This window comes from Curtobacterium sp. MCLR17_044, from assembly GCF_003234435.1.
GTDB classification, from domain to species: Bacteria; Actinomycetota; Actinomycetes; order Actinomycetales; family Microbacteriaceae; genus Curtobacterium; species Curtobacterium flaccumfaciens.
In genome coordinates this window covers 55259-81265 of the sequence record NZ_QKTC01000016.1, presented here as the reverse complement: position 1 = coordinate 81265, position 26007 = coordinate 55259, and the positions used below count along the sequence as shown (strand labels likewise).

Below are 26007 nucleotides of genomic sequence, written 5' to 3'. Positions count from 1 at the left end.
GGAGTCACCGAATGGTCGACATCAAACCGACAGCCCCGACTGTCGCACTGCCCCCGTTGGGGACCGGGCCGCACCGCCGACGACTCGGTGTGCTGGCCCTCGTCGCCACGTTCGGCGGGTTGCTCTTCGGGTACGACACCGGTGTCATCAACGGTGCCCTGAACCCGATGAAGGCGGAGCTCGGCCTCACGAACTTCACCGAGGGTGTCGTCACCAGCTCGCTGCTCTTCGGCGCCGCGATCGGCGCCATGCTCGGCGGCCGCATCGCCGACGGCTGGGGTCGCCGCAAGACGATCATCCTGCTCGCTGTCACGTTCTTCGTCGGCACGCTGATCTGCGTGTTCGCGCCGACGTTCGAGGTCATCGTCGTCGGTCGTGTGCTCCTCGGCCTCGCGGTGGGTGGCGCCTCCACGGTGGTTCCGGTGTTCCTCGCCGAACTCGCGCCGTACGAGATCCGCGGGTCGCTGTCCGGCCGCAACGAGCTCATGATCGTGATCGGTCAGCTCGCCGCGTTCGTGGTCAACGCGATCATCGGCAACGTGTGGGGTGAGGGCAACGGCGTGTGGCGCGTCATGCTGGCCGTCTGTGCGCTCCCCGCGATCGCGCTGTTCGTCGGCATGCTCCGGGTGCCGGAGTCGCCGCGCTGGCTCGCGTCGAAGGACCGCTACGACGAGGCGCTCTCGGTCCTCGAGCAGGTCCGGACCACCGATCGGGCCCGCGCCGAGCTCGACGACATCAAGCGGAGCAACGACCTCGAAGCGAAGGTCGAGCGCGTCAGTGGCTGGCACACGCTGCGCGGGAACAAGTGGCTCATCCGCATCGTGCTCATCGGTGCCGGGCTCGGCGTCGCGCAGCAGCTGACCGGCATCAACTCGATCATGTACTACGGCCAGACCGTGCTCATCGAGTCCGGGTTCCAGGCGTCGGCCGCCCTCATCGCGAACATCGCCCCCGGCGTGATCGCCGTCGTCGGTGGCGTCATCGCGCTGTACAACATGGAGAAGATCAACCGCCGCACGACGCTGATCCTCGGGTTCACGCTGACGACGATCTGCCACTTCCTCATCGGCATCGCGTCGGTGGCGCTGCCCGAGGGCAACCCGGCCCGCCCGTGGGTCATCCTGTTCCTGGTCGTCGCGTTCGTCGGCTCGATGCAGACCTTCCTCAACATCGCCGTGTGGGTCGTCCTGTCCGAGATCTTCCCGACGCAGATCCGTGCGCTCGGCATGGGCATCTCGGTGTTCTGCCTCTGGATCGCGAACGCGTTCCTCGGGCTGTACTTCCCGACGATCGTCGCTGCGACCGGCATCACCGGGACGTTCTTCGGCTTCGGGGTCGTCGGGCTGCTGGCGCTGCTCTTCATCTGGAAGTTCGTGCCGGAGAGCCGCGGGCGCACCCTCGAAGAGGTCGAAGAGGGCGTCACCACCGGCAACATCTTCACCGTCCCCGTGAAGGCGTCGCGCCGCTAGTCCGCACCACGCTGCATCCAGTGAGCAGAAGACGTCGGGTCGCCCCAGGGCACCCGACGTCTTCTGCTCACTGGATCCACGGTCGCCGCCGGATTGGTTGCATGGAGGCGTGACGGAACTGGTGCTGCAGGACTTCCCGGTCGCCCTGAACGTGGTGTGCTCCGCGCTGCTCGTGGTCGCCGTGGGCTGCGCCGTGTTCGTGGCGGTCGACGTGGTGCGTCGGCCGCCGCACATGCGCGTCATGGCGTTCGTGTGGCCGCTCACGATGCTCTTCGGCAGCGTCGTGTGGCTCGTCTTCTACCTGCGTCGGGGGCGGGCCTCGGCGCCCGGACACGGACGGTGGGCGGGCACCGCGATCGACACGAGCCACTGCGGGGCCGGCTGCGCCCTCGGCGACCTGATCGGCGAGTTCGGGCTCGCGGCGTTCCCGGCGCTCGGGGTGGTCGTCGGCCTGGGGTCGCTCTACCAGGACCGGATGGTCGCCGGGTGGATCGTCGACTTCGTCATCGCGTTCGTGCTCGGCATCGCGTTCCAGTACTTCGCCATCGCGCCGATGCGGGGCCTCGGCGTCCGGGCCGGGCTCGTCGCCGCACTCAAGGCCGACACACTGTCGATCATCGCGTGGCAGGTGGGCATGTACGGCCTGATGGCGGTGTGGCAGCTGGTCGTGTTCCCGGCACTCGTCGGCGGGCGCGCGAGCGTCTTCTCGCCGGAGTTCTGGGTGGCGATGCAGCTGGCGATGGTGGCCGGCTTCGTCTGCTCCTACCCCGTGAACGCGTGGCTGGTGCGTCGGGGCATCAAGGAGGCCATGTGACGGACCAGCGGACGGACGGGAGGCCCGGTGCCAGCTGGCACCGGGCCTCCCGTCCGTTCTGTGGTCGCGCTACGGGCGCAGGAGCACCTTGCCGACTCGGCCGGCGGTGTCGCTGGCGCGCACGGCGTCGCGGACCTGCTCGAAGGCGAAGGTCTCGGCGACGGGGAGCGTCAGCGAGCCGTCGAGCACGCGGGTGATGAGCTCACCGAAGAGCTGCCCCTTCGTCTCGGCCGGCATCGTCTTGCTGACGACGGAGCCCCAGAAGCCCTTCACGGTGAGCTGGCCGAAGATGACCTTGCCCGACGGGATCTCGAGCGTCGGCGACGCCATCGCGCCGAAGACGACGAGGGTGGCGTTCTCGCCCAGCACGGAGGCGATGTCGCCGGCGGCCTTGCCACCGACCGACTCGACGCCGGCGATGATCGGGGCGCCACCGGTGATCGCGGCGACCTGGTCCTGCCAGTCGTCGGCGTCGGTGGCGACGATGCGCTCGATGCCCTGCTCGCGGAGCTCGTCGACACCGGCGGCGCGACGGACGAGTCCGATCACGTTGATGCCACGGGCGGCGCCGAGCTGGGCGACCATGCGTCCGACCGCACCGTTGGCGGCGTTCTGGATGATCCAGTCGCCCTCGTGCAGGTCGAGCGAGTGCAGCAGGCTGATGGCGCTGAACGGCATCGAGACGAGCTGGGCGGCGGCCTCGTCAGTCATCGCGTCCGGCACCGGGACGAGCCCGGCGGCGCTGGCGGTGTAGTACTCGGCCCAGACGCCGAAGGCACCGCCGGCGACGCGCTGGCCGACCTGCAGGTTCGTGACACCCTCGCCGAGGGCCTCGACGACACCGAGTGCCTCGGTGCCCGAGGCGGCGGGGAGCTCCGGCTTGAAGCCGTAGGTGCCGCGGACGGTCCACAGGTCGTGGTTGTGGATGGGGGAGAGGACCGTGCGGACGAGGACCTCGCCGGCGCCGGGCGTCGGGACGGGGCGCTCCTGCACCTCGAGGACGTCGGCGGGCTCGGCGAACGTCTCGTGGACGACGGCGCGCATGGTGGTGGGGGTGGTGGTGCTCATGGGTCAGTCCTCCGAGACGACGATGGTGACGTCGATGTTGCCGCGGGTCGCGTTCGAGTACGGGCAGACCTGGTGGGCCGCGTCGGCGAGGGCCTGGGCCTGGTCGTGCTCCAGGCCGGGGATGACGACCTCGAGCATGACGGCGAGCTGGTAGCCACCGTTGCCGTTCGGGCCGATCGACACGCGACCGCCGACGGACGAGTCGGTGATCTTCACCTTCTGGCTGCGGGCGACGCCCTGCAGTGCGGAGTGGAAGCAGGCGGCGTAGCCGGCGGCGAAGAGCTGTTCGGGGTTGGCGCCGTTGCCGGAGCCACCCATCTCCTTCGGGATGGCGAGGTCGAACTCGACCGTGCCGTCGCTCGTGGCGACGTGGCCGTTGCGGCCTTCGCCGGTGGCCAGGGCCTCGGCGGTGTAGAGGGTTTCCATGGGGTTCCTTCCTTGTGGGGCGGATCGTGAAGTTCGGGGGTGTGCGGCGTGCTCTCGCGCTCAGCGACAGTTCACGCGCGCACGTGGCCGTGCGGTGTCGCTCAGCGCGAAACGACGCCGGCGTCAGCGCCAGCGGGGTCGTGCTCGGGGTCGGCCGCCGCGTGCATCGTCTCGGTCAGCCGGTGCAGCGTCGCGATGAGCTCGGCGGCTGCACGTTCGTCGGCCAGGCCCATCCCGGCGGCGATGCGCGCGGGGATGCCGCTCAGCTCGGACCGCAGTTCGCGGCCGCGGTCACCGACGGTCACCGTGACGACGCGCTCGTCGGTGCTGCGGCGCTCGCGGCGGACCAGGTCGCTCTGCTCCATGCGGCGGAGCAGTGGCGAGAGGGTGCCGGAGTCGAGCTGCAGGTGTTCCCCGAGGCTCGAGACGGTCTGGTCGCCCTCGACCCACAGGGTCACGAGCACCAGGTACTGCGGGTACGTCAGACCCCAGGGTTCGAGCATCGAGCGGTACGCCTGCGTGGTGGCGCGGGACGCCGCGTAGAGGGAGAAGCACACCATCTCGTCGGTCACGGGCATGCGTCCACACTGTCACGCAACCGAGTTGTGCACAACTCGATGCAGCGGATGCCCAGCTGACGAACACGCCGACGACCCGGACGGTTAGGCTGACGTGACCCAAGATGAGCAGCAGCGACCTCGACACCACCACGACCCCCGGCAACGGATCGGCGTCGTCCCACGGCAAGACGATCCTGATCGGTGAGCACGCCGTGGTCTACGGCGCACCCGCTCTCGTCCTGCCGGTGCTCGACGCACGGGTCGTGGCGACGGTCACCCCGGTCGCCGCCGACGCCGAGCAGCCCGGTCACAGCCTGCAGTCGACCGTGCACACCGGCCCCCTCGACCTCGCACCCGCGGCCGTGATGCCGACCGTCACCGCCGTCACCGCGACCCTGCGCCACTTCGGGGTCACCGACCGCCACTTCCACGTCCGGGTCGACAGCGAGGTCCCGACCGCCCGCGGCATGGGCTCGAGTGCCGCGGTCGCCGCCGCCGTGACCGCCGCCGTCGCCGACGCCCTGGGCGAGACCCTCGACGTCGAGACCCACCACGAGCTCATCCAGGAGTGCGAACGCGTCGCCCACGGCCGACCGTCCGGCCTCGACGCCCGGGGCGTCGTCGCGTCCGCGCCGGTCTGGTTCGAGGGCGGGCACATCGGACCCGTCACGCTCGGCGCCCGGTTCACCTTCGTCGTCGCGGACACCGGCGTCCCCGGGCACACCCGCGAGGCCGTCTCGGCCGTCCGCGCCCGCCACGACCAGGACCCAGGCGGTGTCGGCACCGTGATCGACCGGATCGGTGCGCTCGCCCGTCGGGCACGGGGGACACTCGAGGACGGCGATGCCCAGGCTCTGGGTGCCACCATGGACGCCGCGCACGACCTGCTCAGCACACTCGACGTGTCGAGTGACGACCTGGACCGGCTCGTCGACGCCGCACGCGCTGCGGACGCCCTCGGCGCGAAGCTCACCGGCGGCGGGCGGGGCGGGTGCGTCCTCGCGCTCGCCACGGACGACGACCACGCGGACCGCATCGCGGCCGCACTCCGCGGCGCAGGGGCCGCAGCCACCTGGACCACCACGATCGGAGCCCGCGCTTGCTGACAGCCACCGCCGTCGCGCACCCCAACATCGCCCTCGTCAAGTACTGGGGGAAGGCGGACGCGCAGCTCGCGCTGCCCGCCACGGGCAGCGTCTCGATGGGGCTCGACGTGTTCCCGACGACGACCACCGTCACGGTGGACGGCGGACGGGAGGCCCGTGATGCGTTCACGCTGAACGGTCACGTCGTCGACGACGGTGCACTGGTGCGCGTGCAGCAGTTCCTCGACCTGGTGCGCGAGCTCGCGGGGTCGTCCGAGCGAGCGTCGGTGGTGTCCGAGAACACCGTCCCGACCGGTGCCGGGCTGGCCTCGAGCGCGTCCGGCTTCGCCGCACTGGCGACCGCCGCCGCCGCGGCCTACGGCCTCGACCTGTCGCCGCGCGACCTGTCCCGTCTGGCACGTCGCGGTTCCGGCTCGGCCACGCGCTCGATCCCCGGCGGTGTCGCCGTCTGGCACGCCGGCGACGACCAGGGCTCCTTCGCCGAGCCGATCCCCGCCCCGCCGATGGCGATGGTCGTGGTCACGATCGACGCCGGCCCGAAGCCGATCGGGTCGCGCGAGGCCATGCGCCGCACCATCGCGACGTCGCCCTTCTACCCGGCCTGGGTGACCTCGACGACCGAGACCGTCGGCGACATGCTCACGGCCTGCGCGGCCGGCGACTTCACCCGCATCGGCGAGATCACCGAGAGCAACGCGCTCCGGATGCACGCGACGATCGAGGGCGCGTTCCCGCCGATCCGCTACCTCAACGCCCGCAGCGTCGCCGTGTTCGACGCCGTCGCCGAGCTGCGTGCCGGCGGCACCGAGGCCTACGCCACGGCCGACGCGGGCCCGAACGTCGTCGTGCTCACGAAGCCGCAGGACCGGGCGGCCGTCGCCGGGGCGCTCGCGTCGCTGGGGGACGTCATCGAGTCCGGCACCGGACCTGCCGCGCGGGTGCTCCGCTCCGAAGAGACCGGGAGCAATCCCGACCAGAAGGAGTCCGCGCAGTGATCGAGTTCCGTGCACACGGCAAGCTGTTCGTCGCCGGCGAGTACGCCGTCGTCGAGCCGGGCCAGCCGTCCGTCCTGATCGCCCTCGACCGCGCCATCACGGCGAAGGTGCGCGAGGGCCACGGCGCGGGCAGCGTGCACTCCGAGGAGTACGGACACCTGCCGCTCACGTGGACCCGTGCCGAGGACGGCCTGGCGCTCGACCGTGAGCACCACCCGTACGACTACGTGATGGCCACGATCGACCTGGTCGAGAAGCTCCGCGCCGAGCACGGCATCGCCCCGCGGTTCCACGACCTGCGCATCGAGAGCCAGCTCGACGACGCCAGCGGCCGGAAGTTCGGACTCGGGTCCTCGGCCGCGGTCACCGTCGCCACCGTCGGCGCCCTCGACCGCTTCTACGGCATCGGCCTGACGCAGCGCCAGCGCTTCCAGGTCGCCCTGCTCGCCACCATCCGGGTGAACCCGCGGGCCTCCGGCGGCGACCTCGCCGCGAGCACGTTCGGCGGCTGGCTGCGCTACAGCGCCCCCGACCGCGAGCGCCTCGCCGGGATGCTCGGCGACCACGCCGTGTCCGCGATCCTGACCGACGCCGACGCGTGGGACGGCTTCGACGTCCAGCGGCTGCCCGCCCCCGAGAACCTGCAGCTGCTCGTCGGCTGGACCGGCTCGCCCGCGTCCACCACGAAGCTCGTCGACGTGGTGCGTCGGCACCGCAACGGCGGGTACCAGGCGTTCCTCGACGAGAGCCGCAGCGCCGTCGACGACCTGACCACGGGCCTCCAGACCGGCGACGCCGAGCGCACGCTCGGTGCCCTCCGACGCGCCCGCGGGCTGCTGCAGCGTCTCGGCGAATCGGTCGGGTCGAAGATCGAGACCGAGCGTCTCGCGACCCTGTGCGACGTCGTCGAGGCGGCGGGCGGGGCGGCGAAGCCGTCCGGTGCCGGCGGTGGCGACTGCGGCATCGCGCTCGTCCCGGCGGACACCGACCCCGCCGGCATCCACCGCGCCTGGGAGGCGCACGACATCAGACACCTCAGCGTCGCGGTGCGAGCACCAGAAGGAGCCCTCGATGAGTGACCTGCTCACACCGATCCCCACCAAGTGGGTCGGCCCGATCCGCGTCAGCGGCAACGCCGTGCAGGGGGAGCACGAGGTCCCCCTCGCCACCTACGAGTCGCCGCTCTGGCCGTCCGTCGGCCGCGGCGCACGCATCTCGCGCATGGTCGAGGACGGCATCGTCGCGACCGTCGTCGACGAGCGCATGACCCGCTCCGTCGTGGTCCGTGCCGACAGCGCCGCCGCGGCACACGTCGCCGCGGGCCAGATCCTCGCGCGCCAGGACGAGCTCGCCGCGATCGTGTCCGGGCAGAGCCGGTTCGCCAAGCTCATCGAGGTGCACCCGGAGATCGTCGGGGACCTGCTGTTCCTGCGCTTCGCGTTCACCACCGGCGACGCCTCCGGCCACAACATGGTCACGCAGGCGGCGGACAAGCTGCTGCCGGCGATCCTGGACTGGCAGCCGGGCCTGCGGTACGTCTCGGTCTCGGGCAACTTCTGCACCGACAAGAAGGCCACCGCGGTGAACGGCATCCGTGGCCGCGGCCGCAACACCATCGCCGAGATCGTGATCCCCGGCGAGGTCGTCGAGAAGCGCCTGCGCTCGAGCACCGCGCGCATCGTCGAGCTGAACATCGCGAAGAACCTGATCGGGTCGACGATCGCCGGGGCCATCCGCTCGGCGAACGCGCACTACGCGAACATGCTGCTCGGCTTCTACCTGGCCACCGGGCAGGACGCCGCCAACATCGTCGAGGGTTCGCAGGGCATCACGAGCGCCGAGGACCGCGACGGCGACCTGTACTTCGCGACCTCGCTGCCGCACCTGATCGTCGGCACGGTCGGCAACGGCAAGGGCGGGGACCTGCCCGTCGTCGAGGACGCCCTGGTGCGTCTCGGCTGCCGCGAGGACCGCGAGCCGGGCGGGAACGCCCGCCGCCTCGCCGCCCTGTGCGCCGCGACCGTCCTGTGCGGGGAGCTCTCGCTCCTCGCCGCACAGACCAACCCGGGTGAGCTGATGGCCGCCCACGTGGCCATGGAACGCCGCGGCACGAAGCCCGCAGGGGGTGCCGCATGACCGGCGTCGGCATCCACGACATCGCGATCGCGACCGGGCACCACGTGCTCGAGCTCGACGACCTGGCCGAGCGGCTCGGCGTCGACCCGGCGAAGTACCACGTCGGCATCGGGCAGGACGCCTTCAGCGTGCCCGCGCCCGACGAGGACATCGTCACGATGGGCGCCGCCGCCGCGAAGGAGCTCATCGACCGGCACGGCGTCGAGGGCATCCGCACGGTGCTGTTCGCCACCGAGTCCGGCGTCGACCAGTCGAAGGCCGCCGGCGTGTACGTGCACGGCCTGCTCGGGCTGCCGAAGGCCGTCCGCGTGGTCGAGCTGAAGCAGGCCTGCTACGGCGGGATGGCCGCGGTGCAGCTCGCCCTCGGCATCGTCGCGCGCGCCCCGCACGAGCGGGTGCTCGTCATCGCCGCCGACGTCGCCCGGTACGACGTCGACACCCCGGCCGAGCCGACGCAGGGTGCCGGTGCCGCCGCGATCCTGGTGTCCGCCGACCCCGACCTGATCGAGATCGAGCCGGCGGCGGGCGTCTACACGGCGGACGTCGACGACTTCTGGCGCCCGAACGACCGCTCCACCGCACTGGTCGACGGTCGGCTCTCGGTGAGCGCGTACGTCAACGCGTTCGTCGGCGCCTGGGACGACCTGGCGGAACAGGGCGGCCCGGCGTACGACGACATCGCCCGGTTCGTGCACCACCAGCCATTCACCAAGATGGCGATCAAGGCGCACCGCAAGCTCACGCAGCACGTCGGCGCACCGTTCGACGAGGCCGAGCTGGCGATCGGGTTCACCTACAACCGGCAGACCGGCAACACCTACACGGCGTCGCTCTGGATCGGGCTCGCAGCACTGCTCGACCTGGACGACGACCTGGCGGGGGAGCGGCTCGGCCTGTTCAGCTACGGCTCGGGCAGCGTCGGTGAGCTCATCACCGGCGTCGTCCGGCCCGACTACCGCGAGCACCGCCGTACGGGTCGCGTGCGGTCGCTGCTCGAGGCACGGGTCCCGCTGACGGTCGACGCCTACCGCGCGCTGCACGCCGCGGGTGCCGCCACCAGCGAGGACGTCGAGCGTCCGCGCGTCACGACCGCGCCGTTCCGCTTCGCGGGCGTGCGCGGCGGCGCGCGGCACTACGAGGCGACGGCGCAGCCGGAGTAGCCGGCCTGCGCCCAGCAGCCCCTCGCGAAAGCGACAGATCCCCGCGGAACATCCGCGGGGATCTGTCGCTCTCGGGGACCGGACCCGGATCGTGCGCAGGGATCTGTCGCTTGCTCGGGACGGACGGGAGGCCCGTGGCGGCGCCGCCACGGGCCTCCCGTCCGTCTGCCGGTCACGCTGCGGACAGGACCTCGCGCTCCAGCCGCTGGTAGCTGGCCTCCATGCCCTCCGTCATGCCGGTCGCGAGGATCGCGTCCCGCTGCTCCCGATCCGGGTAGGTGACGAGCAGCGTCATGAGCGTGACGCCGTCGGCCTCGTCGAACTGCAGGTCGTTCGTGTTCGGTGGGAAGGGCGCCCCGGTCATGCGCTCGGTCGACACCATCCGGCGTTCGGGTTCGACGACGAGGTTCTCGCCCTCGAACCCGAAGGGTTCGCCCTCGGTGTCACCCGTCGGCGCCCAGGCCTGCCGGAACGCGCCGCCGGGGGTCAGGTCGTTCTCGTACACCGTCATCTCCCACCCGTCGGGGCCGAGCAGCCACCGGCGCACCAGGTCGGGCTCGGTGTGCGCCCGCCAGAGCAGGTGCCGCGGCGCCGCGAACGCCCGGGTGATCCGGACGTGGGTGTCGTCGAGGACCTCGGTCTCGGTGCCCGCACCGAGGGCCCACTCGCGCAGGTCGGCGAGCACCCGGTCGAGCTGGCCGAACGCCTGCTGGTAGCCCTCGAGCATGCCCATCTGGAGCATCGCGTCGAGGTCGGCGGCGGAGGCGAACGAGGACACCACGGTGACCCGCGAGCCGTCGTCGGCCGGGCCGAACGACAACACGGTCTCGCCCGCGGGCAGTGACTCGTCGACGGTGCCCTGGGGGTCGGTGAACAGGTCGCGGAAGACGATGCGACGGGGCTCGTCGACCTCGGTGACCTGCCAGACGGCGTGGAACCGCTCGCCCTGCGGGGACGTCATCCGGTAGTCGGCACGGCCGCCGGGGCGCAGGTCGAACGTCGTGAACGTCGCGGGGAACCCGGGCGGTCCCCAGAACCGCTCGAGCTGGCGTGGGTCGGCGAAGGCGGCCCAGAGGCGTTCGACGGGGACGGGGAACTCGGCGACGAGGGTCATCGAGAGGGTGTCGGGATCGGTGTGGACGGAGGTGGTGGGCATCATCGCTCCTGGTGTCGTCGGGTGTCGTCTGGTGCTGGGTGTCCGGACGCGTCGCCGTCGAGCAGGTCGCCCAGGCGGTCCATCCGGCTGTGCCAGAGGCGGCCGTAGGCGTCGAGGAGGGCACGGACCCGGTCGAGCTGCTCCGGCTCGGCGCGCACGATGCGGGTGCGGCCGCGGGCCTCCTTGCTCACGAGTCCGGCTCCCTCGAGGACGGCGACGTGCTTTTGGACGGCGGCGAACGACATCGAGTAGGCGTCCGCGAGCTCGCTCACGGACGACGACCCGACGAGCGTGCGCCGGACGATGTCACGACGGGTCGCGTCGGCCAGTGCGTGGAACACCCGGTCGACCTCGGCGTCGGACAGTTCGATTCGTACAACCATTTGGTTGTAGGTTACGTCCGGCTGGTCTCGTCCACAAGGGTGACCTGCCGGTAGTCTTGCCGCGGAGATCGGAGGGGCGATGGCGGAGCAGCTGGGTGCGTCCGGTGCCGTCCGTGCCCTCGTCGCCACCCTGCCCCGTGCGCCGCAGCTGTCCGACGTGGTGACCGGCGTCGGTCGGATGGTCGGCAAGCCCACGCGCGTCGTCGACGTCGACGGGCCGAGCTGGGGTCCGCTCACCGCGCTCGTGTCGCAGTTCGAGCACGAGAACCTGGTGCTCGTGCCGGCCGACGCACCGCCGCTCTACCGCATGCACTGCGTGCTGCACGAGCTCGGGCACCTGGTGCACGGCGACGTCGGCACACCGACCGCGTCGTCCGTCGCCGAGTTCGCCGCCGGGGGCCACGTCTGCCGTCGCGCGCTCGACGCCGACTCCGGGCTCGTGAGCATCTCCGACGACGACGAGCACTTCGCCGAACGGTTCGCCTACGAGCTCGCGACGGTCCTGCTCGCCGGGGCCACGGGCGCGGACGAGCGGGCCTACGGCTGATGGCCGTCCTGCACGCCGCGGCCTTCTGGTTCGCGGCGCTGATCTTCCTCGCCCGCACGCCGTACGTGCTGCGGAACCCCCGTGGTCGGGCGGCCTGGGGCGCCACCGGCGTCGGGGCACTCGGGCTCCTGACCCTCGGCAGCGTCGTGCCGCAGCCGGTGCTCGATGGTGCCCTGGGCGGTTCGAACCTCATCAACCTGGTGCAGAACGTCTGCGCGACCGTCGCGTTCTGGCTGATGCTGCGCGCGAGCACCGACGACCTGCCGGAGCGCCCGGTGCTCGCCAGGCCGGTGGCGCTGCTCGTCGTGGTCGTGGCGTTCACGGTGCCGTTCCTGCTGGTCGAGGAGCGCGGCGGGACCGACTTCCACTTCATCGTGCGCGGAATCGAGCAGACCCCGATGTGGCTCTACGGGACGGTGTACATGGTGGGCGTGGGGATGATCGCCGCGACGACCCTGCGCCGTGGCGTGCTGCAGAACCCGGTGGCACTCGTGGTGTTCCGCGTCGGGCTCGCCCTGGTCGTCGTGGCGAGCGTCGACGAGGTCGCCTCGCTCACCGCCGACCACTTCGGACTCTTCCCGGCCGGGGTGCGGGACGGCCTGCGGCTGGCCTTCGACCCGCCGTTCTACCTCGGCATCGTGCTCATCGTCGTGGCGATGGCCTCGCTGACGTTCCGGCGGTGGGGCCGTGACCTGCGCCACCGCGGGCACCACCGGCGCCTGCGCCGCATCGCCCGTCGGCACGCCGTGCGGGCGGTCGAGCGGCCGGGGGACCCGCAGGCCCGGACCTACGACCTGGTCATCGCGATCCGCGACGCCGAGGTGCAGGGCCGGACCCTCGACGACGCCGAACTCGCGCAGGTGCGGTCGGCCGAACGGACCCTGACCCGGAGCCTCGGAGGATGACGGCGTGACGATCGTGTGGTGGGTGCTCGGAGCGCTCGTGGTGCTGGCGGCGGTGTGCCTGGTCGGCGTGGTGGTCCTGGTCGTCCTGCGGAAGGTCGTCGGCAGGATCGTGCTGCCCGGTGGCGACCGGTGGACGCCCGTGCTCGAGTCCGACGCGGACTCCGTCCGGCTGCCGATCACCGACGACACCGTGCGACCGGGGGAGTACGGGCTGTGGCACGACGGCCCGGGGCACACCACCGTCGGGCCGGTGCTCGAGGTCGACGAAGCCGCCGGGTTCGTGCGCCGGGCCGTGGTGCGGACGACCGGCGCGGTGTCGTCGCGGGTGCGGTGGAGCGGGCACGTGCACCCGGACCCGGCGGCGATGGACGTCGACTGGTCCGAGGTGTCGCTGCCGACGCCGGTGGGGCCGGCGCCCGCGTGGGTGGTGCGGCCGGGGCCCGGCGGCGCCGCGGGCCCGGGCCGCCCGGCCGCCCTGGGTGCCGACTCCATGGCTGCCCGGGGCGCCGACCCCGTGGCCGCCCGCACCTGGGCCGTCCACGTGCACGGGATCCGGACGACCCGGGTCACCGCGCTCCGGACCGTCCCCGCGGCGCTCGAACTCGGCTGGACCTCGATCGTCCCGTCGTTCCGCGGCGACGGCGAGGCACCGTGGGAGGGCCGGGCCTCACACCTCGGTGCCCGCGAGTGGGCGGACGTCGAAGTGGCGCTCGACCACGCCGTCGCGAACGGCGCCGAACGGCTCGTCATCGTGGGGTGGTCGATGGGCGCGACGATCACACACGAACTCCTCGCCCGCTCGGCGCACCGTGACCGCCTGGCCGGGATCGTGCTCGTCGCCCCCGCACTGGACTGGGCCGTCACCGTCCGGTCCCAGGCCCGCCGCGCGGGACTGCCGGGTTTCGTGGTGACTGCTGCCCTCGGGGCGATGGGGACCCCGGTCCTCTGCCGGATGGTGGGGCTGCGGTCGCCGGTCGACGTGCGCGCGCTGTCCTGGTTGCGCGCACCCCGGCCGCTGCCACCGACCCTGCTCATCCACTCCACCGGCGACACCACGGTGCCGTTCTCGGCCAGTCAGGAGTTTGCCGACGCCCACCCCGGCACGGTCACACTGGCGGTCAGCGAGCCGGCCGAGCACGCCTGGGAGCGCAACGTCGACGCGGTCTGGTTCGACGGCACCATCACGGACTGGGCGTCCGGTCTCGCGCACACCGGAGCGCAGGAGTAGAAGGAGCCATGGGGCAGCTCATCTACGACGGCCGACCGCTCGACCTGCGGATCGACGACCGCGCGCTCACGCACCTGCAGATCGTCATCGTCAACATGCTCCGGCGTGACCACCGCTTCGCGTTCTCGTGGAAGGACGACGTCGTCCACGGCAACGGTCGCAGCACGATCTGGCTGCACCCCAACGTGAGCCTGCACTTCAAGTTCACCGGCAGCCGGGTGCCGTCGATCAACCGCAGCTGGCTCGAGGACCTCTACGCCTCGGCCACCTCGGGGTCGGGGCTCGTGCTGACGCCGGAGCCGGCGGACACCAGCACGGCGGCCGACTCGGCGTGGTCGCGGGCGGTGGCACCCGGCGACGCGGACGACGCATCCGGGACACCGAGTGGTAGCACAACGCGCTGATCCGGGTCAACGGGTTCCACCCAGGTTGCTCGGATCGTACTGTGGCTTCACCGCGGTTCGCTGTCGTCCCCCGCACCGGCGCTAGGGCACAGGTGTTGGCAGCGTCCGCGGCAGGAGGGGAACCCGAATTGCCCGTGACGCCCGGCGAGTCCGGCACCGACCAACCATCGGTGGCCGAGACGAACGAGCGGCGCGAGTCCCGGATCAGGGCACTCGACGCTCGTGCGACCGACGCTGTGCGTCGCGTCCGCCGCGCCACGCTGCAGGGCTCGCTGGTCGGTCGCCACTGACCGGCGCTCCTCCGGGACCGCCCCGGCCATCGGATTCGGGTTCCGTGGCCGGGGCGGACTCATCAGATCTGCACGCGGCTCAGTAGACGTCGCGCACGTACCGCTTCGCGCGACGCATGTCGGCCAGGTACGCCTGCGCGTCGTCCTCGCCGCGCGCGCGTCCGGTCCGGATGACCTGGAGCAGCGCGGCCTCGACGTCCTTCGCCATGCGTGAGGCGTCCCCGCACACGTACACGTGGCCGCCGTCCTCGAGCCAGGCGAACAGCTCCGCCGACCGCTCGAGCATCCGCGTCTGCACGTAGACCTTCTCGGCCTGGTCGCGCGAGAACGCCAGGTCGAGGCGGTCGAGCACGCCCTGTTCCTGCAGCTCGGTGAGCTCGTCCCGGTACACGAAGTCGGTGTCCCGGTGCTGGTCGCCGAAGAACAGCCAGTTGCGCCCCGTCGCCCCGGACACCGCGCGCTCGTGCAGGAACCCGCGGAACGGCGCGACACCCGTGCCCGGTCCGATCATGATCATCGGGGCCGACTCGTCCGCCGGTACCCCGAACGACGCGTTCGGCTGCAGGTAGACGTCGACGGTGCCGTCCGGGTCGACCCGGTCGGCCAGGAACGTCGACGCGACGCCGGCGTACATCCGGTGCGGGTCGCCGTAGCGCACCGACGCGATGGTCAGGTGGATGCGGTCCGGGTGGGCCAGCGGGCTCGACGAGATCGAGTACTGGCGCGCCTGCAGCGGCCGCAGGTTCGGCAGCAGCTCGTCGAGTCCCGGGGCGGCCGGTCCGGCGTCGCGGAGCAGGTCGAGGACGTCGCGTCCCCAGAGCCAGCGGTCCAGCTCGTGCTTGTCGCCGTGCGCCACGACGGCCGCGAGTTCACTCGACGGCGCGCGCTGCACCAGGTCGGCGATCAGGTCCTTCGAGGGCGTCCGGATCTCACGGTCGGTCCGCAGGACCTCGGTGATCGGCCGGCCGTCGAACGCCTCGCCGCCGTTCGCGCCGACCTGCTCGAGCAGGTCCGCCACGAAGACCTCGTCGTTGACCGGCACGACCGCCAGGGCGTCGCCGGCCGCGTACTCGATGCCCGAGTCGCCGAGGTCGAACTCGTAGTGCCGGATCTCCTTCGCGCTGCGCGGCGAGGAGAGCAGTCGGTTCTCGACCAGGCGCGACGGGTACGGGTTGCGCTTGTTCCACTGCGACCCCGGCCGGGAGGCACGGCTCGCGCCCGCCCCGCCGGTCGCGGCGGCACCGTCGCCGGCACCACCGCCCGTGGTCGCGCCGGGTACAGCCCTCGCGCCGGCCTCGGCGGCGAGGCGATCGAGGACCGCCGCGGTCCACAGCGCGGCCGGGTCCTCGAAGTCGACGTCGCAGTCGACACGGTCGTGGAGCCGGGTCGCACCGAGCTGCTCGAACCGGGTGTCGAGGAGCTTGCCGGCCTGGCAGAACTCGTCGTAGCTCGTGTCGCCGAGGCCCAGGACGGCGTACTGCAGCCCCTCGAGCCGCGGCACGGTGCTCGCCTGGATCGCGTCCCAGAACAGCCCGGCGTTGTCGGGCATCTCGCCCTCACCGTAGGTCGAGGTGACGACGAGCACGTGCGACATCTCGGCGAGCTGCTCGGGGGTGACGGCGTCGAGCGCACTGGCACGACCGCCGAGTCCGCGGGCCTTCGCGCCGGCGACGAGCTCGTCGGCCAGGAACTCGGCGTTGCCGGTCTGGGTGCCGAAGAGCACGTCGATCGTCGTCGTGGGCGCGCTGGCCGCGACCTTCTTGCCGGCGGCGGCGATGCCCGCGATGAACCCGGCGAGCCAGGACTCCTGGGCGGCCGAGAACGGTGCGTCGACGGGGATCAGCGACCCGGTCGGGGGGAGCAGGCTCACGCGGTCACCGCCTCGGTCGGCGCCTGCGGTGCACGGCGGGCGATGTCCTCGAGCGCCGCGGTGGCGAGCAGCTCGTCGAAGCGGGCCTCGCGGACGCGGCCCTCGTTCTTGGCGTTCTGGTGCATGATCCACCCCGTGGTGCCCGGCGCGTCCATGCTGCGGTTGTTCCGCTGCGTGAGCGCGCGCTTGTAGTCGTCGAGCCGCTTGATCGCGATGAGGGTCGCGAGCTGGTCGTCGGCGAACCGGTCGAGCGTGCCGCGCAGGTACTTCACGACGCGCTGCTTGACGGAGAAGTCCTCGGTGAGCACGAGGTTCTTGACGGCCTCGGCCACTCGCGGGTCGGCGCTGCCGAGCGCACCCGGGACGCGCTCGAGGGCGACGTCCTGGGCGACCCCGAGCACCGTGTACGACGACAGCAGCGAGAACATGTCCTCGCCCTGGTCGCCGAGCGCCGGGGCACGGCCGTCGAGCACCGTGCGCTGGTCGCGGTAGTCGAGCTTGAACGCGCGGAGCTTGTCGGTGGCGATCGAGGTCGCGAGCTCGTCGAGGAGCTCGGGCCGGGTCGCCGCCGCGAGGATCTCGCCGGCGTCCTGCGTGAGCAGCAGGGCACGCGGCATGCCGACGTACACGTGCGCGCGGGCGGTGTCCCACTCGGCGAGCAGTCGCTCGGCCAGGGCCGAACCGGTCGCCTCGAGGTGCCACTCGAGCAGCAGGCGGGCGGCGGCCTCGTGGAACGCACCGCGCTCGGTGTCGGTGATCGGGAACACCAGGAGCGAGTCCGTGCTGGCACGCTCGGCGACCTGGCCGGAGGGGTCGTACTGGTACAGGAACCCGCCGGACATGCCGTTGCCGAGGCCCTTGCCGAACGCACCGAGGTTGAACACGGCGCCACCGGTCATGTACTCGCAGCCGAAGTCGCCCACGCCCTCGACGACGGCGGTCGCGCCGGAGTTGCGGACGGCGAACCGGTCGCCGGCCTCGCCCTCGACGAAGGTGCGCCCACCGGTGGCCCCGAACAGCGCGAAGTTGCCGACCAGCACGTTGCCGCCCTGTTCGGCGCTGCCGCCACCGGGGGCGCGGACGATGATCCGTCCGCCGCTCTGGCTCTTGCCGACGCCGTCGTTCGCGGTGCCGGTGTGCTCGAGCACGACGCCGTCGTTGTTGAAGACGCCGTAGGACTGCCCGGCCGAGCCCTGCGTGCGGATCGTGACCGCACCGTCCACCAGCCGGCGGCGTCCGCGGTCGTCCGTCGTCACGGCGGGCAGCCCCTGCACGTCCTCGGCGCGGAGCTCGTGGTTGAGCAGACGCTCGAGGTCGATGCCGAGCTGGCCGCCGACCGACTTGTCGGCGTTGCCGAGCAGCACGCCGTGCACGAGCACGTGCTCCTGCGCGTGGTCGACGAGGGCGGTGCGGACGCGCTCGAGCAGGGCGTCGTCGGTGTGGAAGTCCTTCTCCAGGTACTCCGGGTCCGCCACGACCTTCTCGGGCACCTGGGCGAGCAGGGCGCGGGCGTCGAGCCGGCCCACGCTCGCCGGGTGGTCCAGGAGCTGCAGCAGGTCGGTCCGGCCGCGGGCCTCGCGCAGGGAGCGCAGGCCGAGCCGGGCCAGGATCTGCCGCACGTCGTGGGCGATGTTGAGCAGGTACTGCGCGAGCGCGCGGGGGTCGCCCTCGAACGCCTCGGCGTTCGTGGTCAGGCCCGCCGGGCACTTCACGTTGCAGTTCTTCGCCATCACGCAGCCGAGCATCATGAGCGCGGTCGTGCCGAACTCGAAGCTGTCGCCGCCGAGCAGGGCGCTCGTGACGACGTCGCTGCCGGTCTGGTGCGCACCCGAGCAGCGGAGCGTGACCTTCTGGCGCAGGCCGTTCGCGACCAGGGCCTGGTGCACCTCGGCGACGCCGATCTCCGCGGAGCGGCCGGCGTACTTCAGGCTGGTGACGGCCGCGGCGCCGGTGCCGCCGGTGTTGCCCGCGACGTTGATCACGTCGGCACCGGCCTTCGCGACGCCGACCGCGATGGTGCCGATGCCCTCGGACGAGACGAGCTTCACGATCACCCGGACGCGGGCGGCCTTGCAGTCGTGGATGAGCTGCGCGAGGTCCTCGATCGAGTACGTGTCGTGGTGCGGCGGCGGCGAGATCAGCTCGACACCGGGCGTGCCACCGCGGGCCGCGGCGATGTCCACCGTGACCTTGGGTGCGGGCAGCTGGCCACCCTCGCCGGGCTTCGCGCCCTGGCCGATCTTGATCTCGAGCTCCTCGAGCATGGGGTCGGCGAGGTAGCCGGCCCAGATGCCGAACCGGCCCGAGGCGAACTGCTTGATGCGGGAGCCGCGGATGGTGCCGTAGCGGGAGTGGTGCTCGCCGCCCTCACCGCTGTTCGACATGCCGCCGACCATGTTCGTGCCGTGTGCGACGGCCTCGTGGGCGGTGGCGACGAGCGCGCCGTGGCTCATCGCACCGGACGCCAGGGTCCGGGTGATCTCGTGGGCCGGCTGCACCTCGTCGAGCTCGACGCTCGCCGGGGCGCTCTGCAGCAGCGCGAGCAGGGCGACGGCCGCACCGGTGGCGCGGAGCGTCACCCCGGTGTCGTCGACGGCGTCGACGTCGATCTGCCCCGGGTGGAGCAGCGCGAGGCCGTCTGCCAGGGCCGCGTGGCGCCGTGCACCCGTGGTCCCCGTCGACGTGAGTTCCAGGCGGAACCGCTCAGTCCCTCCCGGCAGGTCCTGGTCGTCCGACGGACGCGAGCCGGAGAGCCCGCGCACGGTGACGCTGGCGTTGCCGCTCGTCGAGAAGCGGCCGAGCTCGCGGGCGAAGTCCTCGGCCGTGTCGATGCCGGTGACGTCCGCGGGCAGCGCGAGCACGTCGCGGAGCGCGGCGGGGCGGCGGGACCGCTCGTCGTGGGTCGTCTGCAGGAACGTGACGTAGCCCGGCGTGATGCGGTGCGCGTCGATCTCGGCGTCGCTCAGCCGGTCGTACCCGGTGTTCCGGTACGCGGCGTCGGTGATGCCGAACGAGTCGTCGAGCTGGCCGAGCGTGAGCAGGCGCAGCGCGTCCGAGTCGCCGGAGCGTTCGAAGGCCGGGCGCTCCTCGGTCATGCCGCCGAACCCGCGGACGCTCGCGACGCCGAACGAGTGGCCGGCGCCGTCGGAGCGTTCCTTGAACAGGCCGAGCAGCGGGACCTGGCCCTCGGACGCCACCGAGCGGGCACGCTCGTGCCAGTCCGTCGCCGCCTGGGCGATGCGCGCGAAGCCGACGCCGCCGACCGGGGCCTGCATGTGCGGGAAGATCCGCGCCAGCACGTCGTCGCCGGTGTCGAGGTAGTTCGGCTCGAAGAACTCGCCACCGATGTAGCTCTCGGCGGTGCACAGGCCGACGCGGCCCATGGTCTTCGCCAGGGCCTTCTCGGCGGCCTTGCGGAACTGCTTGAGTGCCAGGTCGGTCGCGGTCAGCTCGCCGGCGGGTGCGGGTGCGGCGGGGTACTTCTCCTCCGCACGCAGCCGAGCGCTCAAGCTGTACACAGCGGCGGCGCCGAAGCCCAGCGCGGTCGCGACGTGGTGTGACGATGGCAGCTGACCGCTCTCCGCGACGACGGACACCCGCAGGCGCAGACCGGTCTCGATGAGCCGCTGGTTGACGGCGGCCACCGCCAGGATCACGGGGAGGGGCGCATGGGTCGACGACACCTCGCGGTCGGTCACGACCGCGATCCCGCCACCGCGCGCCGCGAACGCCTCGATCGCGTCGCACAGGGCGTCCAGCGCGCCGCGCATCGCGTCGGCGTTGGCCTGCTCGTCGGCGGGCACCGGCACGTAGAGCATGTCGAAGCGCTCGAGCGGCACGATGTCCTGCTCGCGCAGGCGCACCATGTCGAGGTGCCCGAGGATCGGCGACTGCACGACGAGCTGACGCCCCGTGGTGCCCGTGCCGTCCGGCTTCGCGCCGAGTGCCACGCGCATCGACATCCCGTCGGCCTCGCGGATCGAGTCGAGCGGCGGGTTCGTCACCTGGGCGAAGCGCTGCGAGAAGTACTTCGCCATGCCGCCCTCGGTGTCGCTCAGGGCGTTGATGGCGTTGCCGTAGCCCATCGCCGAGATGCGCTCCGACCCGTTCTGCAGCATCGGGTCGAGCATGAACCGGAAGCTCTCCTGGTTCAGCGAGTACGCCACGTACCGACCCGCGAGCGACAGGTCGCCGTCGTAGCCCAGGGTGGACGTCGTGCGCTCGTAGTCCGGAGCGGGCACGTCGTCCAGGTTCACGCGGGCGGCGTCGAGCAGGGTGCCGTAGTCACGGCGGGCCGCGAGCATGTGCAGCACCTCGCCCGTGCGCATGCGGGTCCCGGTGCGGTGGTCGACGACGAGCATGCCGCCGGCCTCGATGCGGCCGCGGTGCACGACCTCGTCGGCGTCGAACTCGACCTGGCCGGCCTCGGACGACACCATCAGGTACTCGGCCGTCTCGACGGTGCGCAGCGGGCGCAGGCCCAGGCGGTCCAGGCGGGCGCCGACGACGTCGCCGTCGCTGAAGATCACGGCGGCGGGGCCGTCGTTCTTCTCCTCGTACAGCGAGAAGTACTCGAGCATGTCCCGGACGTCCGGGGTCAGGGTGCGGTCGTTCTCCCACGCCGGCGGCATGAGCGAGACCACGGCCTCGACGATCTCGAGCCCGTCGTCGAACACGCGGCTCTGCAGGGTCTGGTCGAGTCGGCTCGAGTCCGACTGCCCGGGCGGACGCACGATGCTCCGGGTGCGGGCCCGCGCGAGCGCCTCGTCCGACAGCCGGTTCTTGCGGTCGGTGTTCAGCTCACCGTTGTGCGCCATCAGGCGGAACGGCTGCGCCATCGTCGGGTGCGGCTCGGTGTTCGTCGAGAACCGGGTGTGGAAGTACAGCGTCCGCACCGAGTGCCGGGGGTCGCGCAGGTCGGTGAAGTACCCGATCACCTCGCCGGAGTTCAGCCGGCCCTTCAGGATCTGGGTCCGGGCGCTGAGCGACAGCGGGTACAGGGCGGCGTGCTCGGCGCGCTCGGCGGCGGCCTGGGCGTAGGAGACCGCCTCGATGGCGAGCAGGGCGCGGTTCGCGGCGGCGTCGACCTCGGTGCGGTCCCAGTCGGACGGAGCACGGAAGACCCACTGCACGATCGGCAGCTGGTACTGCTCGGCCTCGGGGCGCGCGACCGAGTGGTCCACCGGGACGTCACGGACCAGCAGCAGCTCGAAGCCCTCGGCCGTGATGGCGTCCGTGACGGTCTGCTCGGCACGGGCGCGCTCGTCGGTGCCGTCCGCTCCGTCGTTTCTCGGCACGAAGCAGTTCGCGACGCCGAAGTGCCCGGCGCGCAGCTGCTCGCCGGTGATGGCGCTGAAGAACTCCACCGACAGGTCGATGCTGACGCCCGCGCCGTCACCGACACCCTCGGCGGACTTGCCGCCGCGGTGCGGGATGGAGCACAGCGCTTCGTCGCCCTTGCGGATGACGTCGTGGCTCGGCGTCCCGTCGAGACGGGTGATGAAACCGACGCCGCAATCGCTCGATTCGCGGGCAGGGTCGTAGAGACCGAAAGAGGTGGGGTTCACGTGCGGGTCCAGTGGGGCGTTGCCGGCAGCGGACGGCGCGGGCTGCATCGATGGAGCGCTCGCCGCGGGCAGACCGATGGTGGCAGTCGGGCCCTGTGGGGTGGTGGTGCGGTAGGGCGATGCTACGGCTTGGTATACCGACCGTGCAACACGGGTGGCGTGGGGCGCGGCGCGGGGTTCTCCGGCTGGTGCTGGTCTGTTCGGCTGGTGCGAGTTCGTAGCGCTGCACGGAGCGTGCAACCTCGCACGGGATGGCCGACGCCGCACGGTGCGGCGTGCCGCGGGCGCCGTGCAACCCTGCACCGGGTGGGTAACCCGGCACGGTGTCAGGCTGCTCGCTCGCCGGTGCGCTCGGGGGTCGCGATCGGTTCGGTGACCGCCGTGCTGGCGTCGGCCGCCGGGGTGGTGCCGGGGCGGATGAGCTCCGGGCGTCGGCGGCCACGGAACACCCACGCCTTGAACAACACGAACCGCACGCCGGTCGCCACCAGGTTGGCTGCCGTCAGCACCGCGATCTCCGCACCGTGCGAGGCTCCCGGCACCGACGCGTGCAACACCACGAGCGACCCCGACGTGATGGCCCAGGCGATGCCGAACACGACCAGACCCTGCACGTGGTGCCGACCGGCTCCCGCACGGCCCCGCACCCCGAACGTGAACCGCCGGTTCAGTGCGGTGTTGCCGATCGCCGTGACCAACAGCGCGAGGAAGTCTGCGGTCTGGGCGCCGATCGCCGGCCGGAACAGGGCGTACAGGGCGGCGAACGCCAGGGTCGAGAGCACCCCGATCGCTCCGAACCGCAGGACCTGCCCCAGGAACCCCACGCTCGGTGGGGTGAACGGCTGCCGACCGATCGCCGCGTAGACCGTGCTGATCGGCACCCGCCCGGTGGCGATGTTCCTCGACACCCGCCACATGCCCTTCAGGTCCTCGGTCGCGGTCGACGCGATGTGCACCGAGGAGTTGACGTCGTCGACCCAGTCGACGGGGACCTCGTGGATGCGGAGTCCCGCGTGCTCGGCCAGCACGAGCAGCTCGGTGTCGAAGAACCAGGCGTCGTCCTCGCACAACGGCAGCAGGTGGTCGGCGGCGGCCTTCGTGACCGCCTTGAACCCGCACTGCGCGTCCGAGAACGACACCCCCATCGTCGTCCGGAGCAGCAGGTTGTACGAGCGCGAGATGAACTCGCGCTTGCTGCCGCGCACCACGCGCGACGAACCGGCCAGCCGGGTGCCGATCGCCAGGTCCGAGTGCCCCGACAGCAGGGGCGCCACGAGGGGTTCGAGCGCGGCGAGGTCGGTTGACAGGTCCTCGTCCACGTAGACGAGCACGGCCGCCGGCGATGCCGCCCAGACCTCCTTGAGCGCGCGGCCCCGGCCCTTCTCGGGCAGGTGCACCGCGTGCACGCCGGGGAGCATCGCGGCGAGGTCGTCGGCGATCCGGGCGGTGTCGTCGGTCGAGGCGTTGTCCGCGATCGTGATGCGCCACGAGTGGTGCAACGACGTCCGGCAGAAGGTGTGGAGCCGTCGCACGTGGGCGGCGAGCGTGTCCTGCTCGTTGTAGCAGGGGACGACGATGTCGATGTCGAGGGGCTGGTTCGTCTCCGTCATGCCGCTCATGCTCGGCAGCGGGGCTACGGGGGCCGAGGCAGGGCGCTGTGGCCCGGGTAAGAACGAACACCACGTGAACGCAGCGGACACGACACCTGTTGTCCGGATACGTTCGACGCACGATGACGACCGAGCGCGACGACGCACGACGGACGGCCGTGCTGCTCCCCGGGGAGCGGCTGGGGCTGGCGCTCGACGAGCGGTGCCCGGAGTTCACGGAGCTGCTGCTCGCGCCACCGTTGCACGGCATCCGACCCGACGGGCACGACTGGCTCCGGCGTCGGTACGAGCAGATCGTCCCGCTCGTGCTCCCCGCGGCACTGCGCGCGGTCGAGCGTGGGGAGCCGCTCGACCCGGAGTGCCTGGTGCGGCTCCGCGAGGTCGCAGCCGCCAGCGCCGACGACCCGCAGGTCGACGTCTCGGTCGTGCTCCGCGGCGCTCTGCCCGCGATCCGTGTCTTCGCCCTCGTCATGCACACGGCCACCCGCGAGCACGCGACGACGATCGACCACGCCGGCAGGACGATGCTCGCGATGAGCCGGGCATCGCTCGTGGCACACGAACTCGGCTCGTGCTGGGCGGAGGCCTGGGCGCAGCACCGGGGAGGGGCGTCGGCGGACGCGACGACAGCGCTCGGCACCGACGACATCGACCTGGTGGCATCGGCGCCCGGATTGGACGAGACCGAGGAACGGATGCTGGCGCTCGCCGCCCGCGGGCTGTCGAACGACGCCATCGCCAAGGAGACCGCCTACAGCCGGCAGGCCGTCGCCTGGCACCTCGGCCGGTTGATGAAGTCCTGGAACGCGCCGAACCGGACGGCGCTGGTGTCGGTCGCCTTCGTCCGGGGCTGGATCCGGTCTCGGCGGGACTTCATGCTGGCTGCACGCAACCGGCCGTCGGCGATCGAAGCGGCGCGGTCGGACGGCGACGCCCCCTGAGACCGAGGTCCCAGGGGGCGTCGCCGACGAACGGAGGAGTCAGCCGCCGTTGACGTGGATGACGTTGTCGATGCGCTCGATGTTGCCGAACACACCCCAGTTCAGCCAGCCGCCGTCACCGTTGTTGGTGACCTTGCCGGGGCCCTTGAACCAGTAGATGACGTAGTTGCCACCCTTGATGTCGATCGACTGGGCGTCCGCGACGTCGCCCTCGACGGTGATGTCCTGGTTCTTGTTGACCACCGCGACGGTGAGGCGGTCGGGGTTGCCGGCGTTCCAGTAGCCGACGTCGAGCGCCGCCTGCACGGCACCGCCGCGGTCGCTCTGGTCGTTGACCGCGTCCTTGATCGCGTTCACGATCGCGACCGGGTCGAGGTTGACGTTGACGCTGCCGCCGACGGACGACGAGGTGCTGGGCGGCGCCGGCTCGGCGGCCTGCGCGGGGGCTGCGACGAACGCCCCGGCGATGACGGCGCCGCCGAGGGCGGTGCCGGCGAGGAGCTTCACGGACTTGCGCTTGAACGAGTTCATGATCGTGTTTCCCATCTCTGCAGTGGTGACCCGTTCGGGTCGTCTTGCTCGGACAGGACCCAGCCTGCGTGCGCTCCGACGCGGATGCACGCGTTGAGTCTCGACGTTGGTCGATCGTCTGACGATCCGGACGACGCCCGATCGCCGTGCCATCGTCTGCCGGTCCTGGCGGTGACATGGCACGGTGGTAGCGTGATCGTGCTCGTTGCGTTGAGCTTCGAGAAGTGGACCCGAGACCCATCCGGACGGTTGGGCGCTCGGGTTCTGCGCGTTTCAGACGTCGATCACGGTGATCTCCGGTGGACAACGACGTCTCCAGTCGCCGCCCTTCGCCCACGCCCACCCGACTGCATCCGGCAGGGCCAGGAGCGGTTCGTGTGCAGCCGTCTCGTGGCGGTGGACCAGACGGGCGCCACCCGAGTCCCGCGTCGCCTCGACGATCCACTGTCGGTCCTTGCGGATGAGTGTCTCGTCCCGTTCGAAGCACACGCTGACGCGCGGGGACACCGCGGTGGCGGCGACGAGTCGTCTGAGGCACGCAGCGCGGCGTGCTGTGTCGGATCGCCCGTCCTTGACGGCACGGAAGACCGTGACCTCCACCGGTAAGGACGCGATCGTGCTGAGGATCAGCCGGCGACGGGCGTCGCTCTCCTTCCGCATGTGCAGGCGCGACTGCCCACGCAGGACGAGGCCGGTGAGTGCCGACCGTGCGGCCCGTGTCGATGAGCGTTCGAGGCAGACGGCGACGAGGAGGTAGTCCTTGACCTTCGACTCATCGACGAAGACCTCTCGGTACCCGTTCGTCGCTGTCGTCACCACCGCGTCCCCACGGCCTACCACT

The 26007-nt window shown here is 71.8% G+C and carries 22 protein-coding genes; 12 read left to right on the top strand and 10 right to left on the bottom strand.

Features of this window, described 5'->3' with window-relative positions:
• Nucleotides 1–11 precede the first annotated feature (11 nt).
• Complete coding sequence (locus tag DEJ04_RS12760; RefSeq protein ID WP_111047300.1) at nt 12–1469, top strand: sugar porter family MFS transporter; 1458 nt, start codon at nt 12–14, stop codon at nt 1467–1469.
• 109 nt (nt 1470–1578) lie between these two features.
• Entirely contained in the window at nt 1579–2283 is a 705-nt protein-coding gene (locus DEJ04_RS12755; RefSeq protein WP_220035565.1) for a DUF4396 domain-containing protein, read from the top strand.
• A gap of 69 nt (nt 2284–2352) precedes the next feature.
• Here DEJ04_RS12755 and DEJ04_RS12750 read toward each other — a convergent pair whose 3' ends face one another.
• The 3 genes from DEJ04_RS12750 to DEJ04_RS12740 all read right to left on the bottom strand — a co-directional run bounded on the left by DEJ04_RS12750 (nt 2353) and on the right by DEJ04_RS12740 (nt 4355).
• Entirely contained in the window at nt 2353–3327 is a 975-nt protein-coding gene (locus tag DEJ04_RS12750) for a zinc-binding dehydrogenase (RefSeq protein ID WP_110864227.1), read from the bottom strand.
• A 27-nt stretch (nt 3328–3354) separates the two neighbouring features.
• Nucleotides 3355–3777 (bottom strand): organic hydroperoxide resistance protein, encoded by a 423-nt coding sequence (locus tag DEJ04_RS12745; protein ID WP_071406102.1) that lies wholly within the window; start codon nt 3775–3777, stop codon nt 3355–3357.
• 101 nt (nt 3778–3878) lie between these two features.
• Nucleotides 3879–4355 carry a MarR family winged helix-turn-helix transcriptional regulator gene (locus DEJ04_RS12740; protein WP_181437810.1) on the bottom strand — a complete coding sequence of 159 codons (477 nt, stop codon included), beginning with the start codon at nt 4353–4355 and terminating at the stop codon, nt 3879–3881.
• A gap of 104 nt (nt 4356–4459) precedes the next feature.
• Here DEJ04_RS12740 and mvk point away from each other — a divergent pair, with 104 nt between their 5' ends.
• Genes mvk through DEJ04_RS12715 form a run of 5 tightly spaced genes read left to right on the top strand, consistent with a single transcriptional unit; the run spans nt 4460 to nt 9734 of the window.
• Nucleotides 4460–5443, top strand: a complete 984-nt coding sequence (mvk, locus tag DEJ04_RS12735; protein WP_111047299.1) for a mevalonate kinase — start codon at nt 4460–4462, stop codon at nt 5441–5443.
• Nucleotides 5437–6438 (top strand): diphosphomevalonate decarboxylase, encoded by a 1002-nt coding sequence (mvaD, locus tag DEJ04_RS12730; RefSeq protein ID WP_111047298.1) that lies wholly within the window; start codon nt 5437–5439, stop codon nt 6436–6438. The genes mvk and mvaD overlap by 7 nt, the downstream gene beginning before the upstream one ends.
• Entirely contained in the window at nt 6435–7517 is a 1083-nt protein-coding gene (locus DEJ04_RS12725; protein ID WP_111047297.1) for a phosphomevalonate kinase, read from the top strand. The genes mvaD and DEJ04_RS12725 overlap by 4 nt, the downstream gene beginning before the upstream one ends.
• A complete protein-coding gene (locus DEJ04_RS12720) occupies nt 7510–8574 on the top strand; it encodes a hydroxymethylglutaryl-CoA reductase (RefSeq protein ID WP_071406099.1) in 1065 nt (354 codons plus the stop codon). The genes DEJ04_RS12725 and DEJ04_RS12720 overlap by 8 nt, the downstream gene beginning before the upstream one ends.
• Entirely contained in the window at nt 8571–9734 is a 1164-nt protein-coding gene (locus DEJ04_RS12715; protein WP_111047296.1) for a hydroxymethylglutaryl-CoA synthase, read from the top strand. The genes DEJ04_RS12720 and DEJ04_RS12715 overlap by 4 nt, the downstream gene beginning before the upstream one ends.
• A 172-nt stretch (nt 9735–9906) precedes the next feature.
• Here DEJ04_RS12715 and DEJ04_RS12710 read toward each other — a convergent pair whose 3' ends face one another.
• Both DEJ04_RS12710 and DEJ04_RS12705 read right to left on the bottom strand, forming a co-directional pair.
• Nucleotides 9907–10890: an SRPBCC family protein gene (locus DEJ04_RS12710; protein ID WP_111047331.1), complete on the bottom strand. Its 984-nt coding sequence runs from the start codon at nt 10888–10890 to the stop codon at nt 9907–9909.
• A complete protein-coding gene (locus DEJ04_RS12705; RefSeq protein WP_111047295.1) occupies nt 10890–11273 on the bottom strand; it encodes a helix-turn-helix transcriptional regulator in 384 nt (127 codons plus the stop codon). The genes DEJ04_RS12710 and DEJ04_RS12705 overlap by 1 nt, the downstream gene beginning before the upstream one ends.
• Nucleotides 11274–11352: 79 nt before the next feature.
• Here DEJ04_RS12705 and DEJ04_RS12700 point away from each other — a divergent pair, with 79 nt between their 5' ends.
• The 4 genes from DEJ04_RS12700 to DEJ04_RS12685 are packed head-to-tail and all read left to right on the top strand — an operon-like array spanning nt 11353 to nt 14357.
• Nucleotides 11353–11820, top strand: coding sequence for a hypothetical protein (locus DEJ04_RS12700; RefSeq protein WP_071406096.1), 468 nt, complete (start codon nt 11353–11355; stop codon nt 11818–11820).
• A complete protein-coding gene (locus DEJ04_RS12695; RefSeq protein ID WP_111047294.1) occupies nt 11820–12725 on the top strand; it encodes a hypothetical protein in 906 nt (301 codons plus the stop codon). The genes DEJ04_RS12700 and DEJ04_RS12695 overlap by 1 nt, the downstream gene beginning before the upstream one ends.
• 4 nt (nt 12726–12729) lie before the next feature.
• Nucleotides 12730–13953: a S9 family peptidase gene (locus tag DEJ04_RS12690; protein WP_111047293.1), complete on the top strand. Its 1224-nt coding sequence runs from the start codon at nt 12730–12732 to the stop codon at nt 13951–13953.
• 8 nt (nt 13954–13961) lie between these two features.
• Nucleotides 13962–14357 carry an ATP-dependent DNA ligase gene (locus DEJ04_RS12685; RefSeq protein ID WP_111032766.1) on the top strand — a complete coding sequence of 132 codons (396 nt, stop codon included), beginning with the start codon at nt 13962–13964 and terminating at the stop codon, nt 14355–14357.
• 369 nt (nt 14358–14726) lie between these two features.
• Here the strand turns inward: DEJ04_RS12685 and DEJ04_RS12680 are convergent, their stop codons facing one another.
• The 3 genes from DEJ04_RS12680 to DEJ04_RS12670 all read right to left on the bottom strand — a co-directional run bounded on the left by DEJ04_RS12680 (nt 14727) and on the right by DEJ04_RS12670 (nt 23703).
• Nucleotides 14727–16517, bottom strand: a complete 1791-nt coding sequence (locus tag DEJ04_RS12680; protein ID WP_111047292.1) for a sulfite reductase subunit alpha — start codon at nt 16515–16517, stop codon at nt 14727–14729.
• A complete protein-coding gene (locus DEJ04_RS12675; protein ID WP_111047291.1) occupies nt 16514–22084 on the bottom strand; it encodes a glutamate synthase-related protein in 5571 nt (1856 codons plus the stop codon). The genes DEJ04_RS12680 and DEJ04_RS12675 overlap by 4 nt, the downstream gene beginning before the upstream one ends.
• 326 nt (nt 22085–22410) lie before the next feature.
• A complete protein-coding gene (locus DEJ04_RS12670) occupies nt 22411–23703 on the bottom strand; it encodes a bifunctional glycosyltransferase family 2/GtrA family protein (protein ID WP_111047290.1) in 1293 nt (430 codons plus the stop codon).
• A 113-nt stretch (nt 23704–23816) separates the two neighbouring features.
• Here DEJ04_RS12670 and DEJ04_RS12665 point away from each other — a divergent pair, with 113 nt between their 5' ends.
• The gene (locus DEJ04_RS12665; protein WP_111030744.1) at nt 23817–24635 is read left to right on the top strand and encodes a helix-turn-helix transcriptional regulator; all 819 of its coding nucleotides are present in this window, start codon (nt 23817–23819) and stop codon (nt 24633–24635) included.
• A 39-nt stretch (nt 24636–24674) separates the two neighbouring features.
• Here DEJ04_RS12665 and DEJ04_RS12660 read toward each other — a convergent pair whose 3' ends face one another.
• Entirely contained in the window at nt 24675–25181 is a 507-nt protein-coding gene (locus tag DEJ04_RS12660) for a hypothetical protein (protein ID WP_245165815.1), read from the bottom strand.
• A 258-nt stretch (nt 25182–25439) separates the two neighbouring features.
• Nucleotides 25440–25982 (bottom strand): hypothetical protein, encoded by a 543-nt coding sequence (locus DEJ04_RS12655; RefSeq protein WP_146245613.1) that lies wholly within the window; start codon nt 25980–25982, stop codon nt 25440–25442.
• Between the last annotated feature and the right edge of the window lie 25 nt (nt 25983–26007).

Excerpts from the sequence above, each read along its gene's own strand:
- DEJ04_RS12760 (WP_111047300.1), top strand. The coding sequence starts at position 12 with ATGGTCGACATCAAACCGACAGCCCCGACTGTCGCACTGCCCCCGTTG.
- DEJ04_RS12750 (WP_110864227.1), bottom strand. The coding sequence starts at position 3,327 with ATGCGCGCCGTCGTCCACGAGACGTTCGCCGAGCCCGCCGACGTCCTC.
- DEJ04_RS12745 (WP_071406102.1), bottom strand. The coding sequence starts at position 3,777 with ATGGAAACCCTCTACACCGCCGAGGCCCTGGCCACCGGCGAAGGCCGC.
- DEJ04_RS12740 (WP_181437810.1), bottom strand. The coding sequence starts at position 4,355 with ATGCCCGTGACCGACGAGATGGTGTGCTTCTCCCTCTACGCGGCGTCC.
- mvk (WP_111047299.1), top strand. The coding sequence starts at position 4,460 with ATGAGCAGCAGCGACCTCGACACCACCACGACCCCCGGCAACGGATCG.
- DEJ04_RS12720 (WP_071406099.1), top strand. The coding sequence starts at position 7,510 with ATGAGTGACCTGCTCACACCGATCCCCACCAAGTGGGTCGGCCCGATC.
- DEJ04_RS12715 (WP_111047296.1), top strand. The coding sequence starts at position 8,571 with ATGACCGGCGTCGGCATCCACGACATCGCGATCGCGACCGGGCACCAC.
- DEJ04_RS12710 (WP_111047331.1), bottom strand. The coding sequence starts at position 10,890 with ATGCCCACCACCTCCGTCCACACCGATCCCGACACCCTCTCGATGACC.
- DEJ04_RS12705 (WP_111047295.1), bottom strand. The coding sequence starts at position 11,273 with ATGGTTGTACGAATCGAACTGTCCGACGCCGAGGTCGACCGGGTGTTC.
- DEJ04_RS12700 (WP_071406096.1), top strand. The coding sequence starts at position 11,353 with ATGGCGGAGCAGCTGGGTGCGTCCGGTGCCGTCCGTGCCCTCGTCGCC.
- DEJ04_RS12695 (WP_111047294.1), top strand. The coding sequence starts at position 11,820 with ATGGCCGTCCTGCACGCCGCGGCCTTCTGGTTCGCGGCGCTGATCTTC.
- DEJ04_RS12685 (WP_111032766.1), top strand. The coding sequence starts at position 13,962 with ATGGGGCAGCTCATCTACGACGGCCGACCGCTCGACCTGCGGATCGAC.
- DEJ04_RS12670 (WP_111047290.1), bottom strand. The coding sequence starts at position 23,703 with ATGAGCGGCATGACGGAGACGAACCAGCCCCTCGACATCGACATCGTC.
- DEJ04_RS12665 (WP_111030744.1), top strand. The coding sequence starts at position 23,817 with ATGACGACCGAGCGCGACGACGCACGACGGACGGCCGTGCTGCTCCCC.
- DEJ04_RS12660 (WP_245165815.1), bottom strand. The coding sequence starts at position 25,181 with ATGGGAAACACGATCATGAACTCGTTCAAGCGCAAGTCCGTGAAGCTC.